General features: G+C 64.7%; 13 protein-coding genes, 1 tRNA gene and 1 pseudogene. 9 read left to right on the top strand and 6 right to left on the bottom strand.

The window, feature by feature from the left end; all coding sequences use genetic code 11:
- Nucleotides 1-211: 211 nt before the first annotated feature.
- Nucleotides 212-287, bottom strand: a tRNA-Gly gene (locus tag CAL18_RS03330).
- A 138-nt stretch (nt 288-425) separates the two neighbouring features.
- Between CAL18_RS03330 and murB the strand changes: the two genes are divergently transcribed.
- On the top strand, nt 426-1,493 hold the full coding sequence (gene murB / locus CAL18_RS03335) for a UDP-N-acetylmuramate dehydrogenase (RefSeq protein ID WP_026638457.1): 1,068 nt from the start codon (nt 426-428) through the stop codon (nt 1,491-1,493).
- Nucleotides 1,494-1,503: 10 nt separating this feature from the next.
- Here murB and dapB read toward each other — a convergent pair whose 3' ends face one another.
- The gene (gene dapB / locus CAL18_RS03340; RefSeq protein WP_026638456.1) at nt 1,504-2,295 is read right to left on the bottom strand and encodes a 4-hydroxy-tetrahydrodipicolinate reductase; all 792 of its coding nucleotides are present in this window, start codon (nt 2,293-2,295) and stop codon (nt 1,504-1,506) included.
- Nucleotides 2,296-2,479: 184 nt separating this feature from the next.
- Nucleotides 2,480-3,016 (bottom strand): annotated as a pseudogene (locus CAL18_RS19770) (outer membrane protein assembly factor BamE); the annotation flags it as partial.
- A 159-nt stretch (nt 3,017-3,175) separates the two neighbouring features.
- On the opposite strand from CAL18_RS19770, the gene fur reads away from it, so the two are divergent.
- The gene (fur, locus tag CAL18_RS03350; RefSeq protein ID WP_026638455.1) at nt 3,176-3,598 is read left to right on the top strand and encodes a ferric iron uptake transcriptional regulator; all 423 of its coding nucleotides are present in this window, start codon (nt 3,176-3,178) and stop codon (nt 3,596-3,598) included.
- A 111-nt stretch (nt 3,599-3,709) separates the two neighbouring features.
- On the opposite strand, the gene recN is transcribed toward fur, so the two are convergent.
- The gene (recN, locus tag CAL18_RS03355; RefSeq protein ID WP_094817340.1) at nt 3,710-5,371 is read right to left on the bottom strand and encodes a DNA repair protein RecN; all 1,662 of its coding nucleotides are present in this window, start codon (nt 5,369-5,371) and stop codon (nt 3,710-3,712) included.
- A gap of 9 nt (nt 5,372-5,380) precedes the next feature.
- The gene (locus CAL18_RS03360; protein WP_026638453.1) at nt 5,381-6,280 is read right to left on the bottom strand and encodes an NAD kinase; all 900 of its coding nucleotides are present in this window, start codon (nt 6,278-6,280) and stop codon (nt 5,381-5,383) included.
- A gap of 116 nt (nt 6,281-6,396) precedes the next feature.
- On the opposite strand from CAL18_RS03360, the gene hrcA reads away from it, so the two are divergent.
- The 7 genes from hrcA (at nt 6,397) to dnaJ (ending at nt 13,132) form a co-directional block, all read left to right on the top strand.
- Nucleotides 6,397-7,404 carry a heat-inducible transcriptional repressor HrcA gene (hrcA, locus tag CAL18_RS03365; protein ID WP_026638452.1) on the top strand — a complete coding sequence of 336 codons (1,008 nt, stop codon included), beginning with the start codon at nt 6,397-6,399 and terminating at the stop codon, nt 7,402-7,404.
- A 50-nt stretch (nt 7,405-7,454) separates the two neighbouring features.
- Nucleotides 7,455-8,594, top strand: a complete 1,140-nt coding sequence (gene hemH, locus CAL18_RS03370) for a ferrochelatase (RefSeq protein ID WP_051423633.1) — start codon at nt 7,455-7,457, stop codon at nt 8,592-8,594.
- A 39-nt stretch (nt 8,595-8,633) separates the two neighbouring features.
- Nucleotides 8,634-8,879 (top strand): hypothetical protein, encoded by a 246-nt coding sequence (locus CAL18_RS03375; protein ID WP_026638451.1) that lies wholly within the window; start codon nt 8,634-8,636, stop codon nt 8,877-8,879.
- A gap of 84 nt (nt 8,880-8,963) precedes the next feature.
- Complete coding sequence (gene grpE, locus CAL18_RS03380) at nt 8,964-9,521, top strand: nucleotide exchange factor GrpE (RefSeq protein WP_026638450.1); 558 nt, start codon at nt 8,964-8,966, stop codon at nt 9,519-9,521.
- A 4-nt stretch (nt 9,522-9,525) separates the two neighbouring features.
- Nucleotides 9,526-9,924 carry a thioredoxin family protein gene (locus CAL18_RS03385; protein WP_026638449.1) on the top strand — a complete coding sequence of 133 codons (399 nt, stop codon included), beginning with the start codon at nt 9,526-9,528 and terminating at the stop codon, nt 9,922-9,924.
- Nucleotides 9,925-9,980: 56 nt separating this feature from the next.
- On the top strand, nt 9,981-11,894 hold the full coding sequence (gene dnaK, locus CAL18_RS03390; protein ID WP_094796062.1) for a molecular chaperone DnaK: 1,914 nt from the start codon (nt 9,981-9,983) through the stop codon (nt 11,892-11,894).
- A gap of 113 nt (nt 11,895-12,007) precedes the next feature.
- Nucleotides 12,008-13,132: a molecular chaperone DnaJ gene (gene dnaJ / locus CAL18_RS03395; protein WP_026638447.1), complete on the top strand. Its 1,125-nt coding sequence runs from the start codon at nt 12,008-12,010 to the stop codon at nt 13,130-13,132.
- A 103-nt stretch (nt 13,133-13,235) separates the two neighbouring features.
- Here dnaJ and CAL18_RS03400 read toward each other — a convergent pair whose 3' ends face one another.
- Nucleotides 13,236-15,986 carry a M16 family metallopeptidase gene (locus tag CAL18_RS03400; protein ID WP_094796063.1) on the bottom strand — a complete coding sequence of 917 codons (2,751 nt, stop codon included), beginning with the start codon at nt 15,984-15,986 and terminating at the stop codon, nt 13,236-13,238.
- Between the last annotated feature and the right edge of the window lie 89 nt (nt 15,987-16,075).

A 16,075-nucleotide genomic window follows, 5' to 3' on the forward strand; every position in this document is an offset into this window, starting at 1 on the left:
TAACTGTGAACGGGGCAGCAGCAATCCAGGCCGGCATCGACGCCTTGGCCCTGTTCAGCGCCTGCCCTGCGGGCCGACTCGCCATAGCCAGCGCTGTATTCGGACGGCCCGGCAGCGGATGTTGCTGGACGAAAAAAAGGCCGAAAACAGAGTTTTCGGCCTTTCTTTTTCATGATCCATGAACATCGATGGATGCCACGGATAAAAATTCTGGAGCGGGAGACGAGTCTCGAACTCGCGACCTCAACCTTGGCAAGGTTGCGCTCTACCAACTGAGCTACTCCCGCATTGCCGAGCCGGCTAAAACAACCGGCCGATCAGCGAAGACCGGCATCATAGCGGTTTTCCAGCCGGTGTGCAAATGATTAGCGGGATACCGTTAATATGCAGCTTTGCTGCTACTGATAGATCCCGATTCGCTTTCCATGCCGGACATCCCGCAGGCCCCGCCTGATACCTCTTTGACCCCCACGGCGCGGGACTTGACCACGCTCAACACGCTGGGGCTGCAGTCGCGTGCCCCGGCCTTCGTCTGCCTGCGATCGCCCGCGCAACTGCCCGCCCTGTCAGACCTGGCCGACCGCTATGCCAGCTTGCTGGTGCTGGGGGGCGGCAGCAACCTGGTGTTGCCGCCGCAGGTAGAAGGCCTGGTCGCGCAAGTTGCGCTGGCCGGCGTGCGCCTGGTCGAGGCCCGGCCGAACGCGTGGATCATCGAAGCCGGCGCAGGCGAGAACTGGCACGGGTTTGTATCCGCCTGCGTGGCCAACGGCTGGGATGGGCTCGAAAACCTCGCCTTGATCCCAGGCACGGTCGGCGCCGCCCCGGTGCAGAACATCGGCGCCTATGGCGTGGAACTGGCCGACCGTTTCCTGGGGCTTACTGCCTGGAACGTGCGGCAACGCCGGCTGGTCGACATGGACGCCGCGGCCTGCCGCTACGCCTACCGCGACAGTATCTTCAAGCACGATGCGCCCGGCGCGTGGGTGATCATTTCGGTGCGGTTCGCCTTGCCGCGGCCCTGGCGTCCGGTGCTGGACTATCCCGACCTGCAGCGCCAGGCTGCGTCGATGGGCCCTGCGCCCAGCGCGCGCGATATCTATGAAGCGGTGTGCAGCATCCGCCGCGCCAAGCTGCCCGACCCGACCGTCATCGGCAATGCGGGCAGTTTCTTCAAGAATCCGCTGGTCGATGCCGCCACGCGCAACGCGCTGGCCGAGCGGCATCCCGGGCTGGTTTCGTATGCGCAGCCCGACGGGCGTTTCAAGCTGGCCGCGGGCTGGCTGATCGACCAATGCGGCTGGAAGGGCAGGCAACTGGGGGCGGCCGGCGTGCACGACAGGCAGGCGCTGGTGCTGGTCAATCGCGGCGGCGCGACCGCGAGCGATGTCATGGGGCTGGCGGCCGCCATCCAGCGCGACGTGGCGCAACGCTATGGCGTACAGCTGGAGCCCGAGCCGGTGGTGTGGCGCGACGCCCGCGCGCCGGGCGCGTGACGCGAGCGGGCTACAGCCCCAGCACCGCCTGCATGTCGAAAAGGCCGCTGCGGCGGTTCTGCAGAAAGCGCGCGGCGCGCACGGCCCCTTCGGCGTAGGTGCTGCGGCTGTTCGAGCGGTGCGTGATCTCGATGCGTTCGCCGGTGCCGCAGAAGTACACGGTATGGTCGCCCACGATATCGCCGCCCCGCACCACCGAAAAGCCGATGGTGCCCGGTTTGCGCGGGCCCGTGTCGCCATGGCGTTCCCAGGTGGCCACATCGGGCAGCGCCACGTTCCATGCCGAGGCGACGGTTTCGCCCATTTTCAGGGCGGTGCCCGAGGGCGCGTCGACTTTGTTGCGGTGGTGCGCTTCGAAAACCTCGACGTCGTACCCCGAGTTCAGGATCCGCGCCGCCACGTCCAGCAGTTTCAGGGTGGCGTTGACGCCCACGCTCATGTTGGGGGCAAAGACGATGGCGGTTTTCTGCGCCGCGACTTCGATGGCTGCGCGGCCGGCCTGGTCGAACCCCGTCGTGCCGATCACCATGTGCGTGCCGTGGCGCACGCAGGCCTCCAGGTGCTGCAGTGTGGCTTCGGGCCGGGTGAAGTCGATCAGGCAATCGGCGTCGGCCAGGGCGTCGAGCTGGTCGGTGATGACCACGCCGGTATCGCGCCCGAGAAAGGCGCCGGCGTCCTGGCCGATGGCGGCCGACCCCGTGCGGGCCAGCGCCGCGGACAGGGTCAGGTCGGCATGGTTCAGTACGGCTTCGATCAGCATGTGGCCCATACGGCCGCTGGCGCCGGCAATGGCGATGCGCATGGTGGGTTCCTTGTGCCGGGTTGGATCAGCGCAGCGGCTCGGCGCCGCCGCCGGGCTGGCCGATGGGGCTGGGCTGCGTAAGGGGTGAATTGATCAATAGTTCGCGGCGCGGCGGCGGGGTGTCGGCGGGCGCAGGCGTGGGCGCCGGGCCCTGCATGTCCGGAGCGCGCATCGCCGGGTCGGCGGGCTCGACCGGTTGCATGCCGCCCGGCGGCGTGCCCAGCGCGGGCAGCTGCGCGGGGTCGGCGGGCGCCGCGGGCGCGACGCGGTCGGCCCCCTGTGCATCCCGGCGCGCCGTCTCGGTGTCGATCTCTTCGTCGATTTTTTCCTGGGCGGGGTTCCCCGCCGCGTCGAGCTGGAAGGGTTGCAGCGCGGGTTGCTGGTCGCCTTCCCAGCGCACCAGCCTGTCGTTTTCGAACCAGACGGTGAACTTGCGCTCCTGGGCGTCGCCGTAGCCAGGCTTGAAATAGTAGGGGTAGTCCCAGCGGTCGGCGTGCAGCACGCTGGTGAGCGTGGGGCTGCCCAGCGCAAAGCGCACCTGCTCGCGCGTCATGCCGGGCTGCAGCAGGGCTACCTGTTCCTGGGTAATCCAGTTACCCTGCTGTACGGGCGCCTTGTACGGGAAACCCCATTTGTCGGATGTGCAGCCTGCCAGGGCGAGGGCAATCGATGTCGTGGCGAGCGCGGTCTTGATAAACCGAGTCGGAATACGTGCAATCATGGACTCCAGGCGCCCCTATCTAAATTAAAGCCGGTAAAACCGTTATCATAAAGGTTTCATAATGCGGGAGTTCCGCGGACAGCAAAAAAGGCGGTGCGCTGCCCGTTCTCTGCCGCGTTCCTGCCCCATACTACATGGCGTACGGAGGGCGATTACACCATGACTACCGACCAAAGCGAACTGAAGAACATGGGCCTGAAGGCGACTTTCCCTCGCCTGAAGATCCTTGATATCTTCCGTAAGGCCGAACTGCGCCACCTGAGCGCAGAAGACGTGTATCGCGCCCTTATCAGCGAAAACGTGGAAATCGGCCTGGCCACTGTTTACCGGGTGCTTACCCAGTTCGAGCAGGCCGGCATCCTGACCCGCAGCCAGTTCGACAGCGGCAAGGCCGTCTTCGAACTGAACGACGGCGATCACCACGACCACCTCATCTGCACCAATTGCGGCAAGGTCGTCGAGTTTTCCGATCCCGATATCGAAAGGCGCCAGTACAAAGTGGCCAAGGACAACAACTTTGCCCTTGAAAGCCACGCAATGGTGCTGTACGGCATCTGCGGAGACTGCCAGCACAAGCGCTGATTTGTGCATGGCCGCCGGCGCGAACCCGCGTTCGCGCCGGCGGCTTCTTCTTTGTGCTTCGAATCTTGCCGCCCGCGCCTTGCGCGGATCGCGCTGGGGCGCGTGCGCGCCCTATCGCGACGATTCGGTCAGCGTGCCCAGCATTTCGCGCGCGTGGTCGCGCGTGGTGGCGGTAATCTTGATGCCGCCCAGCATGCGCGCGATTTCTTCCACGCGTTCGTCCGCATCCAGTTCGGCAATGTGCGAACGGGTGGCGCCGGCCGTTTCGGTCTTGCTGACCCGGTATTGGGCCGTGCCGCAAGCCGCGACCTGGGGCAGGTGGGTCACGCACAGCACTTGATGGCGGTCGCCAAGTTCGCGCAGCAGCTTGCCCACGACTTCGGCTACGGCGCCGCCCACGCCGCTGTCGACCTCGTCGAAAATCAGCGTGGGCACCCGCGCGGCTTTGCTGGCGATGACCGACAGCGCCAGAGATATGCGCGACAGCTCGCCGCCCGACGCCACCTTCCCCAAGGGGCGCGGCGAGGTGCCGGCGTGCCCGGCGACCAGGAATTCCACGTGGTCGCTGCCATGCGCCGACGGCGACCCCGGCGACACGACGGGCTCGAAACGGCCGCCTTGCATCGCCAGCGTCTGCATTGCCTGCGTTACCTGCTTGCCCAGGTTTTTGGCAACCTTTGCGCGAGCCGCGGATAATTTCGCGGCCGCGTTTTCATATCGTGCGGCGGCCGCCTGGGTGCGCTCGCGTAGCGCGTCCACGTCGGCGGCCGCCTGCAGGTCGGCCAATTGGGCATGCACCGATGTCTGCAGCGCCGGCAGGGCTTCCGGTTCGGTCTTGAACTTGCGGGCGGTATCGAAGACCACGCTCATGCGGGCTTCGACATCTGCCAGGCGTTGCGGATCGAGCTCGACCCGGCTGACATAGTTGTTCAGGTCGGAGACGGCTTCGGCCACCGCAATGCGCGCCGATTCGAGTTCCTCTGCGACGCCCTGCAGGGCGGGATCGTGCCGCAGCATCTGCTGCAGGCGGTGGTGCGCCGTGTTCAGGCGGTGCCGCGCGGAATCGTCTTCGCCGTCCAGCGCCTCGAGTATCTGGGCGGCTCCATCGAGCAGGCCCTGGGCATGCGCCAGGCGCGATTGCTCGGCTTGCAGGGCGTCCCATTCGTCTGGCTGCAGCGCCAGCTGGTCGAGTTCCTCGGCCTGCCACTGCAGACGTTCGCGTTCCGCCGCCAGGCCTGCCGCATCTTTTTCGGCGAGCTCGAGCTGGCGGGCCAGGCCGCGCCAGTCTTTCCAGGCCTGCGCCACGGCGTGCCGCAGTTCGCCATGTCCGCCGTGCGTGTCCAGCAGATCGCGCTGCGCATCGGCCCGCATCAGGCTCTGGTGCGCGTGCTGGCCGTGAATGTCCACAAGGCTATCGCCCAGTTCACGCAATTGCGCCAGAGGGGAAGGCATGCCGTTGATATAGCCGCGGCTGCGGCCCTGGGCGTCGACCACCCGGCGCAGCGCGAGTTCGTCGCCTGCATCAAGGTCGCGTTCGGCGAGCCAGGCGCGCAGGGTGTCGGGGGCGTCGAAGATGGCGGTGATGTCGGCGCGCGCCGCGCCTTCGCGCAATACGCCAGCGTCGGCCCGTTCGCCCAGCGCCAGCGCCAGCGCGTCGATCAGGATGGATTTGCCGGCGCCGGTCTCGCCGGAAAACACGGTGAAGCCAGGCCCGAAATGGATTTCGGCCTGCTCGACGATGACAAAGTCGCGAATATGCAGGGTGCGCAGCATGTTTTGCTGTTACTCCACGCTGTCCGACGCCTGCGGCATCAGGTTCCAGTGCAATTTGCGGCGCAGCGTCGAGAAGAAGCTATACCCTTCGGGGTGCACGAATCGTATCGTGTGCGGCGCGCGCTGTACCGAGATGCGGTCTCCGGGTTGCAGGTCAGACCAGGTCTGCATGTCAAAGTGCACGCTGGCGCCGATTTCCACCCGGCCGATGGCGGTAAGCGTCATGTTCAGCACGCCGTCGCCCGGAATGACGATGGGCCGGTTCGACAGGGTCTGGGGCGCCACCGGCACCAGCACCATGGCGTCCAGCCCCGGATGCAGGATGGGGCCGTTGGCCGACAGGGCGTACGCCGTCGAGCCGGTTGGGGTGGCGATGATCAGCCCGTCGGCACGCTGCGCGTACATGAAGGCGCCGTCGAGCTCGACGCGCACTTCGATCATGCCGCCACGCCCCGCGCGGTTGAGCACCACGTCGTTCAGCGCGGGCGCCGTGTACATGAGCTGGTCGCCGCGCCATACGCTGCCCACCAGCAGCATGCGGTCTTCGGCCTGGTAGTTGCCCTCGATCACGCGCGCCAGCGCGGCGTGGGCTTCCTGCAGCGGGATATCGGTAATAAAGCCCAGCCGCCCGTGGTTGATGCCCACCAGGGGCACGCCGTAGGGCGCCAGGGTGCGCGCCGCCCCGAGCACGGTGCCGTCGCCGCCCATTACCACGGCCAGCGACGCGCTTTCGCCGATTTCCTTCAGGGTGGCCACTGGATATTCGTGCACGCCGGTATTGCTGGCGGTGTCGGCTTCCACCAGCACGCGGCGGCCGGCCTTGACCAGCATGTCGGCCAGGGCGCGCAAAGGCGTATCCAGGCCCGTGTCCTGGTGCCGGCCTATCAGGGCGACAGTGGGAAAGTGCATGATGGCGATAAGGGCAGAATTTTTCAGTCTGAGCAGATTCGGCGATTATATGGGGCCGCATGTTGTGCTGCGGGACAAAATCGCCCATCCCTGAAAGTTTCCTTACAATAGCCGATATGGATGATCGTGCACGCGCATTGCTGAAAGCGTTGATTGAACGCCACATCGCCGACGGACAACCGGTCGGTTCGCGCACGCTTTCCAAGGTTTTCGACCTTTCTCCGGCCACTATCCGCAATGTGATGGCCGATCTCGAAGACATGGGCCTGATCCACAGCCCGCACACGTCCGCCGGGCGGGTGCCCACGCCGCGCGGCTACCGCATGTTTGTCGATTCGCTGCTGGCGGTGCAGCCGTTCGAATTCCAGCCGCAGCAGTTCAGCGAGGCGTCGCTGTCGGCCGCCGAGCCCTCGCGGGCGGTGACGGCTGCCGCGGTCATGCTGTCGAACCTGACGCAGTTCGCCGGCGTCGTGCTCACGCCCAAGCGGGCCCAGGTATTCAGGCAGGTCGAATTCATCCGCCTGTCCGAAAAGCGGGTGCTGCTTATTATCGTCACGCCCGATGGTGATGTGCAGAACCGCATCCTGTCGGTACAGCGCGACTATTCCGAGTCCGAGCTCATCGAGGCGGCCAATTTCTTCAACGTGCACTTCGCCGGCAAGTCGTTCGATGCCGTGCGGCGTACGCTTACCACCGAACTGGCGCAGCTGCGCGAAGATATTTCGCGGCTGATGCAGGCAGCGGTCGAAGCCGGCGCCGAAGCGGTCGAAGACGGCGACGGCGTGGTCATATCCGGCGAACGCAAGCTGCTCGACGTGACCGACATCGCGTCCGACATGGACCGCCTGCGCAAGATGTTCGCGCTGTTCGAGCAGAAAACCGACCTGCTGCAACTGCTGGACGTCTCCAGCCGCGCGCAGGGCGTGCAGATCTATATCGGGGGCGAGTCCCAGTTGCTGCCCCTGGAAGAAATCTCGGTCATCACGGCGCCATACGGCGTCGATGGCCGGGTGATCGGCACGTTGGGGGTCATCGGGCCTACCCGCATGGCGTACGAACGTGTCATCCCCATCGTCGACATTACGGCGCGCCTGTTGTCGAATGCCTTCAGCAACAACCAGTGATCCAGTAACGGGCCTGCCTTCATCCGAAGCGCGCCCCAAAGGGGTATTTTGTGTTTCTACGCCTGTTCAAGTATTTGTGGCCCGAGCGCTACCTGCCCGAACCGCAGCAGGCGGACCCTTTCAACGATAATCCGCCGCCGCGGCCGCCGGCCGGCGTCGGGGTCGTGCTGGTCAACCTGGGCACGCCCGAGACCACGGCCCCGCGCGATATCCGACGCTACCTGGCCGCTTTTCTGTCCGACCCGCGCGTCATCGAAATACCCCGCTATTTGTGGCTGCCCATCCTGCACGGCATGGTGCTGGTGCGTCGGCCGCGTCGCCTGCAGCCGCGCTACGAAGGCATCTGGATGGAGGGCGGCTCGCCCTTGCTGGTGTACAGCCGACGGCAGGCCGAAGGCGTACAACAGGCCCTGACCGCGCGCGGCCTTGCCGTGCGGGTCGAACTGGCTATGCGGTACGGCGAGCCCTCGATCGAGCAGGCTGTCGAGCGGCTGCGCCAGCAGGGGTGCGACCACATTCTGGTGGTGCCGCTGTATCCGCAATTCGCCGCCAGCACCACGGCCACGGTGGTCGACGCGGTGGCTGCGCATGCCAGGCGCTTGCGCGACCAGCCGGAACTGCGCTTCGTGAAGCGCTTCCACGACGATCCGGGTTATCTGGATGCGCTGGCCGGCCGTATTTCGGCGTTCTGGCAGGCCCACGGCCGCCCGCAGAAGTTGCTGATGAGTTTCCACGGCCTGCCCCGGTATTCGGTCGAACTGGGCGATCCCTATTATCGCGACTGCGTCGAAACCGCGCGCTTGCTGCGCGAGCGCTTGCAACTGACGCCCGACCAGGTCGAAGTTACCTTCCAGAGCCGCTTTGGCGCGGCCCGTTGGCTCGAACCCTATACCGAGCCCACCCTGAAAGAGCTGGCCGCCCAAGGTGTTACCGACATCGACGTGGTGTGTCCGGGTTTCGTGGCCGACTGTCTCGAAACGCTCGAGGAAATCAGCCAGGAATGCCGCGACGCCTTCATTGCCGCGGGCGGACGGCAGTTTCGCTACATTCCCGCGCTGAACGACGACCCGGCCTGGATCGAGGCCCTGGCCGCGCTTGTCGACAATCACTTACAAGGCTGGCCCACGCGTTCCTCGGCAACACGTACACTGAACGCTGGCGTATCCGCCGTGGCGGAGCGCGACGGCTGAAAATCGCCGCCACTGTTCGAACTTTGCAGGAGCCAGCTTATGAATACCACCCCGAGACCCGGCGTAGGCACATCCTCGGCCCCTGGACACTCTAATTTGAAAGAGGATCCGGTCGAGCGCGACCTCGACGAAGCCCTGGAAGACACCTTTCCCGCCAGTGACCCGATCGCCATCACGCCCGACGATGCCCCGCAGCGCGAATCCGAGTCCACCGTAGACGAGGCGCTGCAAGAGACTTTTCCGGCAAGCGACCCACCGGCGCCCAGCCAGCCCGGCAAAGCCTGAGTTTTCTGGGCCGTTCCCTCTTGAAACCAACAGATCGGCCCCCATTATCGGGGCCGACGCTATTGTTTTTTGGAGGAATTCCCAATGACGGCACCCCAAGAGCCTGTGGATCAGGCCCCTGAGTCCGGCGGGCCGGCCCCGGCCGAGCCCGTAACTGTCGAAGCGCTGCAGGCTGAAGTGGCGGCGTTGCGCGCCGAGCTCGAGGCTGCCCAGGCCACCGTCACCGGCCAGCAGGACCAACTGCTGCGCGCCCATGCCGAAGCCGAAAACGTGCGTCGCCGCGCTCAGGATGACGTGGCCAAGGCCCGCAAGTTCGGCATCGAATCGTTCGCCGAGAGCCTCGTCCCGGTCCGGGACAGCCTGGAAGCCGCCCTGGCCCAGCAAGAGCAAACTCTGGACACCATGCGCGAAGGTGTCGAAATGACGTTGAAGCAGCTCACTGCGGCTTTCGAGCGCAACCTGCTCAAGGAAATCGCGCCCGCGCAGGGCGACAAATTCGATCCGCATCTGCACCAGGCCATTTCGTCGGTGCCTTCCGACCAGCCCGCCAACACCGTCACGCAGATGCTCCAGAAGGGCTACGTGATCGCCGACCGCGTGTTGCGGCCGGCCCTGGTGATGGTGTCGTCCGGGCAGGCGTAGCCTCATGGCCAGCCCCGCCGAGTTCGACCCCGCGCAGGTCTTCCAGGCGTTTGCCATGCGCCCGGTTGCGTCGGCCGACTTCGACCAGCAAGTCGTGCAGGCGCCTGGCGACGATCTGCGGTGCGTCTTTCTGTGGGGCGAGGATTGTTACAATTGCAATTTGTTCAAGCAGGCCGCATTGCTGCACCGGCAAGCCCTGCTGGCGCTTGGGCTGACGTGGTTCCAGGCCGATGTCTACGCCGACGAGGCCTTGGGACGAAGGTTTTCCCTGCATGGCGTGCCCACGTTCGTGCTGTATCGCGGGGGACGCCGCCTTGGCCGCATCACCGGGTGGCCCGGGCTGCCCCGGTTCACGGAGACCATCGAGCGGCTCTTGAAAAACCCCTCGGGCAGCCCCAGTTAGGCTAAGACTCGTTTTATTCCCGTTTCCACGGATCAATATATTCAAGGTACTCCACCATGAGCAAAATCATCGGCATCGACCTGGGCACTACCAACAGCTGCGTGGCTGTGATGGACGGTGGCCAGGTCAAGATCATCGAAAACGCCGAAGGCGCCCGGACGACGCCCTCTCTCGTTGCCTACATGGACGACGGCGAGATCCTGGTGGGCGCGCCCGCCAAGCGCCAGGCGGTGACCAACCCCAAGAACACTCTGTACGCTGTCAAGCGCCTGATCGGACGCAAGTTCGACGAGAAAGCCGTCCAGAAAGATATCGACCTGATGCCCTACAGCATCGTCAAGGCCGATAACGGCGACGCCTGGGTCGAAGTGCGCGGCAAGAAAATGGCGCCGCCCCAGGTGTCGGCCGACGTGCTGCGCAAGATGAAGAAAACCGCAGAGGACTACCTGGGCGAACCCGTCACCGAGGCGGTGATCACGGTTCCGGCGTATTTCAACGACAGCCAGCGCCAGGCCACCAAAGACGCGGGCCGCATCGCGGGCCTGGACGTCAAGCGCATCATCAACGAGCCGACTGCGGCGGCGCTGGCGTTCGGGCTCGACAAGTCCGAAAAGGGCGACCGCAAGATCGCCGTATATGACCTGGGCGGCGGCACGTTCGACGTGTCGATCATCGAAATCGCCGACGTCGATGGCGAAAAGCAGTTCGAAGTGCTGTCGACCAACGGCGATACCTTCCTGGGCGGCGAAGACTTCGACCAGCGCATCATCGACTACATCATCGGTGAATTCAAGAAAGAGCAGGGCGTTGACCTGACCAAGGACGTCCTGGCCCTGCAGCGCCTGAAAGAAGCGGCCGAAAAGGCCAAGATCGAACTGTCGTCCAGCCAGCAGACCGAAATCAACCTGCCGTACATCACGGCCGACGCGTCCGGTCCCAAGCACCTGAACCTGAAGATCACGCGCGCCAAGCTCGAGGCGCTGGTCGAAGAGCTGATCGACCGCACCATCGAACCCTGCCGCGTGGCCATCAAGGATGCCGGCGTGAAGGTTTCCGAAATCGACGACGTCATCCTGGTCGGCGGCATGACCCGCATGCCCAAGGTGCAGGAAAAGGTCAAGGAATTCTTCGGCAAAGATCCGCGCAAAGACGTCAACCCGGACGAAGCCGTGGCCGCCGGCGCCGCCATTCAAGGGTCGGTGCTGTCGGGCGACCGCAAGGACGTTCTGCTGCTTGACGTGACGCCCCTGTCGCTGGGTATTGAAACCCTGGGCGGCGTCATGACCAAGATGATCCAGAAGAACACCACGATCCCGACGCGTTTCTCGCAAACGTTCTCTACTGCCGACGACAACCAGCCGGCCGTGACGATCAAGGTGTTCCAGGGCGAGCGGGAAATCGCCGCGGGCAACAAGAGCCTGGGCGAGTTCAACCTCGAAGGGATCCCGCCCGCGCCGCGCGGCATGCCGCAAATCGAAGTCACGTTTGACATCGACGCCAACGGCATCCTGCACGTGTCTGCCAAAGACAAGGGCACCGGCAAGGAAAACAAGATCACCATCAAGGCAAATTCCGGCTTGTCGGAAGAAGAAATCGAACGCATGGTCAAGGATGCCGAGGCCAATGCCGACGAAGACCGCCGCGTTGCCGAACTGGCCCAGACCCGCAACCAGGCCGACGCGCTGGTGCACGCCACCCGCAAGTCGCTGACCGAGTATGGCGACAAGCTCGAAGCCTCTGAAAAAGAAGCCATCGAGAGCGCCATCAAGGAACTCGAAGAGGTTCTGAAAGAGGGCGACAAGGCGGCCATCGACGCCAAGGTCGAAGCCTTGTCTGCGGCTTCGCAGAAGTTGGGCGAGAAGATGTACGCCGACATGCAGGCTGCGCAGCAACAGGCGGCCGACCAGGCCAAGCCGGTGGACGAAAACGTGGTTGATGCCGACTTCAAGGAAGTCAAGCGAGACCAATAAGGCGATGGCCGTCCATAACGCCTGAACGCGCCCGGTAGTCCGGAATATCCGGCTACCGGGCGGATTCGTTCAGCACCGACAAGTTATCTGGCTCTTTCCCGGGCCCATCGATTATGGCAAAACGTGATTACTACGAAGCCCTGGGCGTGGCAAAGAACGCCTCGGACGATGAACTGAAAAAGGCCTACCGCAAGCTGGCCATGAAGTACCATCCGGACCGCAATCCGGACAGCAAAGAAGCGGAAGAAAAGTTCAAGGAAATCAAAGAAGCCTACGAAGTCCTGGGCGACGAGCAAAAGCGCGCGGCCTACGACCGTTATGGTCATGCGGGCGTCGATCCCAATGCCGCGGGCATGGGCGGCGCGGGCATGGGCGGCGGATTTGCCGATGCCTTCGGCGACATCTTCGGCGAAATATTCGGCGGTGCGGGCGGCCGCCGCGGCGGCCCGCAGGTGTACCGCGGCGCCGACCTGAAGTACGCGCTGGAAATCACGCTGGAGCAGGCCGCTCATGGTTTCGACACCGAAATCCGCGTGCCCAGCTGGGAAAACTGCGATACCTGCCACGGCAGCGGCGCCAAACCCGGCACGTCGCCCAAGACCTGCCGCACATGCGGCGGCTCTGGCGCGGTACGCATGCAGCAGGGCTTTTTCAGCGTGCAGCAGACCTGCCCCACCTGCCACGGGTCGGGCAAGGAAATCACCGACCCGTGCACGGCCTGCGATGGCGTAGGCCGTATACGCCGCAACAAGACCCTGCAGGTCAAGATTCCGCCGGGCATCGATGACGGCATGCGCATCCGCTCCAGCGGCAATGGCGAGCCGGGCATCAACGGCGGGCCTCCGGGCGACTTGTACGTGGAAATCCACATCAAGCCGCACAAGATCTTCCAGCGCGATGGCGACGACCTGCACTGCGAGCTGACCATTCCGTTCACCACGGCGGCATTGGGTGGCGAGCTGCAGGTGCCCACATTGGGCGGCAAGGCCGAGATCTCGATTCCCGAAGGTACGCAATCGGGCAAGACCTTCCGCTTGCGCGGCAAGGGCATACGCGGCGTGCGCGCCAGTTACCCCGGCGATCTGTATTGCCACGTGGCGGTCGAAACGCCAGTGCGCCTGAGCGACGAGCAAAAGGCCATCTTGCGGCAGTTCGAGGCTTCGCTGAACGACGGGGGCGACCGCCACTCGCCGCAAAGCAAGTCCTGGACCGATCGGGTGAAAGAGTTCTTCAGCTGATGCGAACCGCTGCAGCATGAAAAGAAACCGGCCCCTTCAGGGGCCGGTTTCACATTGGCGCGCGAATTGCGGGCCTATCGGACCTATCGGGCCTATTGTGGGCCTATTGGGCCTTGTTGAAATCGCCCGCTATTGCCGTGCTGAAGGCGTCGGGCTGCAGGTACTTGCGAACGGCCTTGTTGACGGCATCGGCATCCAGGGCGGCGAGCCTGTCGTCGACTTCGGCCGACCATGCGAAGCTGCGTCCGCGCTTCATGTAGCTGACCCACGTGGTTGCCAGGACGCTGTCCTGGGCGCGCGCGAGCTTGCGATAGTTGAGCAGCGCGGCGATGCCATCCTTGACTTCTTCTGCGGTGAAGCCGTCTTTCAGCACGCGCTGCAGTTCTTCGGAGATGGCGCTTTCAAGCCGTTCGCGGTTCTGGGGCGCATAGATGGCGTAGATGGTCCAGTTGGCGGTGGGCTCGAACGACGACACGGTCAGGTTGCTGCGCACGTTGTACGACAACCCCTCGGTTTCGCGTACGCGGTTCCACAGGCGCGACGTCTCGGAGGTGCCCAGCATGAAATTGGCCAGGTACAGCGCTTCGAAGTCCGGGTCGGTATCCTGCAGTTGCAGGGGCATGCGCGAAATGTAGAACGCGTTGGCCTTGTCGGGCGTGTCGATGGTAAAGCGTTCGGCCTTCAGCGCGCGGTATGGGTCGTCCGGGCGGGTATAGGCGGGCGCCTTCTGCCAGCCTTGCAGGCCGGTGGCCAGCGACTGCTTCACGGCGTCGGGATCGAAGTCGCCCACGGCCGAGAACTTGATGTGGCCGGCCCCATAGAAGCGTTGATGGAAATCGACCAGCGCCTTGCGGTCCAGCTTTTCGGCGTCGGCCAGCGCTTCTTCGAACGTGGGCACATAGCGCACATCGTCGGTCGGCCAGGGGTTGTCGTGGCGCGCCAGGGCGCGCGAGGCGAGCGCGGTCGGCTCGGTCATGGCGCTGCGTATGGAAGTCAGGGCCTGGCGTTGGTATTCCTCGACCTGATCGGCAGGGAAGGTGGCATTGCGTATGACGTCGAGCACCAGCCCGACCAGCGCGGGCAGGTGCTCGCGCGCCGTGGACATCGATACGCTGAGGTCGGTGCCGGACCCCTGGAAGCTGACCTGGGCCTGCATCGCGTCGAACCTGTCCTGGATTTCCTGGCGCGACAGCTTGTCGGTGCCGCGCTCGAGCAAGTCGGCCACCGCCGATGCGTTGACCCGCTGCCCACGCAGGGTCTGGGCATCGCCGAACTGCACCAGTAGTTCTGCCTGTACGCGCCCGCCGCGGGTGGCCTTGGGCAATAGCGCCAATTGCACCGGGCCGTTGGGCAGGTCCAGCGTGCTGCGCTGCGTGAGCTTGTCGATATTGGCAGGAGTGGGGTCGAAAGCGTCTGCCTGCTGGAAGTCGGGGTCGCCCTGATAGTCTTTCAGCAGCTCGGCCAGATCGGGGCGCTGCAAGGCGGGCGCACGCTGGGGGTTCTGGGTGGGAATGTAGCGGCCTTCGGTACGGTTGCTGGCCACCAGGTAGGTGGTCGCCACGCGTTGCACGTCTTCGAGTCTGGCCTCGCGCACGCGGTCGCGCTGAAGGAAAAAGAGCCGCCAGTCGCCCCCGGCGATGGCTTCCGAAAGCGCCACACCGATTTTCTCGGGGTCGGCGTAAATCTGCTGCCAGGCCATCAGCCACTTGCTGCGCGCCCGGTCGAGCTCGTCCTGGGTGAAGGGCTTGTCGCCGAGGGATTCCAGGGTGGAGGTCAGGGCTTTCAAGGCCTGGTCCTGGTTCATGCCGGGTTGCAGCTGGGCGCCGAACATGGCCACGCCCGGATCGTATTGGTCCATTGTGAACCCGAACACATCGGCAGCCAGCTTGGTCGGCACCAGGGCATGATAAAGGCGGCCCGACGGCGTATCGGCCAGAATGGTGGTGGCCAGGTCGAACGGCACGTAGTCCGGGCTGCCGGCTGCGGGAATGTGGTACATGGCGGCCACTAGCGGCGTTCCCCCGGCGCGTCGCAAGGTTACGGCGCGCTCGCCATCCTGCACCGGCTCGGCCGTATATTCAGGCGGCAGCTTGCGCTTGGGGCGCGGCACTTGGCCCAGCGTGTCCTGGATGGCGGCCAGGGTTGCCTGCGGCTCGAACTTGCCGGCCACGATAAGCACTGCGTTATCGGGTTGGTAGTACTCGTGATAGAAGGCGCGCAGCTGGTCTACATCGACGTTCTCGACGTCGGAGCGCGCCCCGATGGTGCTTTTGCCGTAGTTGTGCCACTGGAACGCGGCGGCCAGCATTTTCTGCATCAGTACGCGAAACGGATTGTTCTCACCGCTTTCCATTTCGTTGCGTACCACGGTCATTTCGGAATCGAGGTCTTCCTTGGCGATCAGCGAATTGACCATTGCGTCGGCTTGCCAGCCCAGGTACCACTTGAGCGTTTCGGGGTTGGAGGCAAAGCTTGCGAAGTAATTGGTGCGGTCGGCCGAAGTGGACCCGTTGGCCTGCAGGCCGCGCCGCGAGAATTCGCCAAGCGCGTTGCGGATGCCGGGCGTGCCCTTGAACAACATGTGTTCCAGCAAGTGCGCCATGCCGGTCTGGCCGTAGTTTTCGTGCCGCGACCCGACCAGGTAGGTCATGTTGACCGTGGTGGTGGGCTTGGATGCATCGGGGGCCAGCAGCACGCGCAGGCCGTTGGCCAGCTGGTATTCGGTGATGCCTTCGACCGATGAGACCTCGGTGACGCCGGCGGGCGCCGGGCTCGCTGCGGCCTGGAAGGCCAGGAAGGACGTGAGCAGCAGGGCATTCAGGCGGGCCGCCAGGCCCGGGAGCGAAAGACGCATGGCAGGGTGTCCGTATTGCGGGCGATGGTCGTTGGAGTGTATACGCCCGGGAAGGTTCCGATTTGAACCGCGTCCCGGCCCGGGTGTAA

Origin of the sequence: Bordetella genomosp. 7 (genome assembly GCF_002261415.1) — a bacterium.
Lineage (GTDB): Bacteria > Pseudomonadota > Gammaproteobacteria > Burkholderiales > Burkholderiaceae_B > Bordetella_A.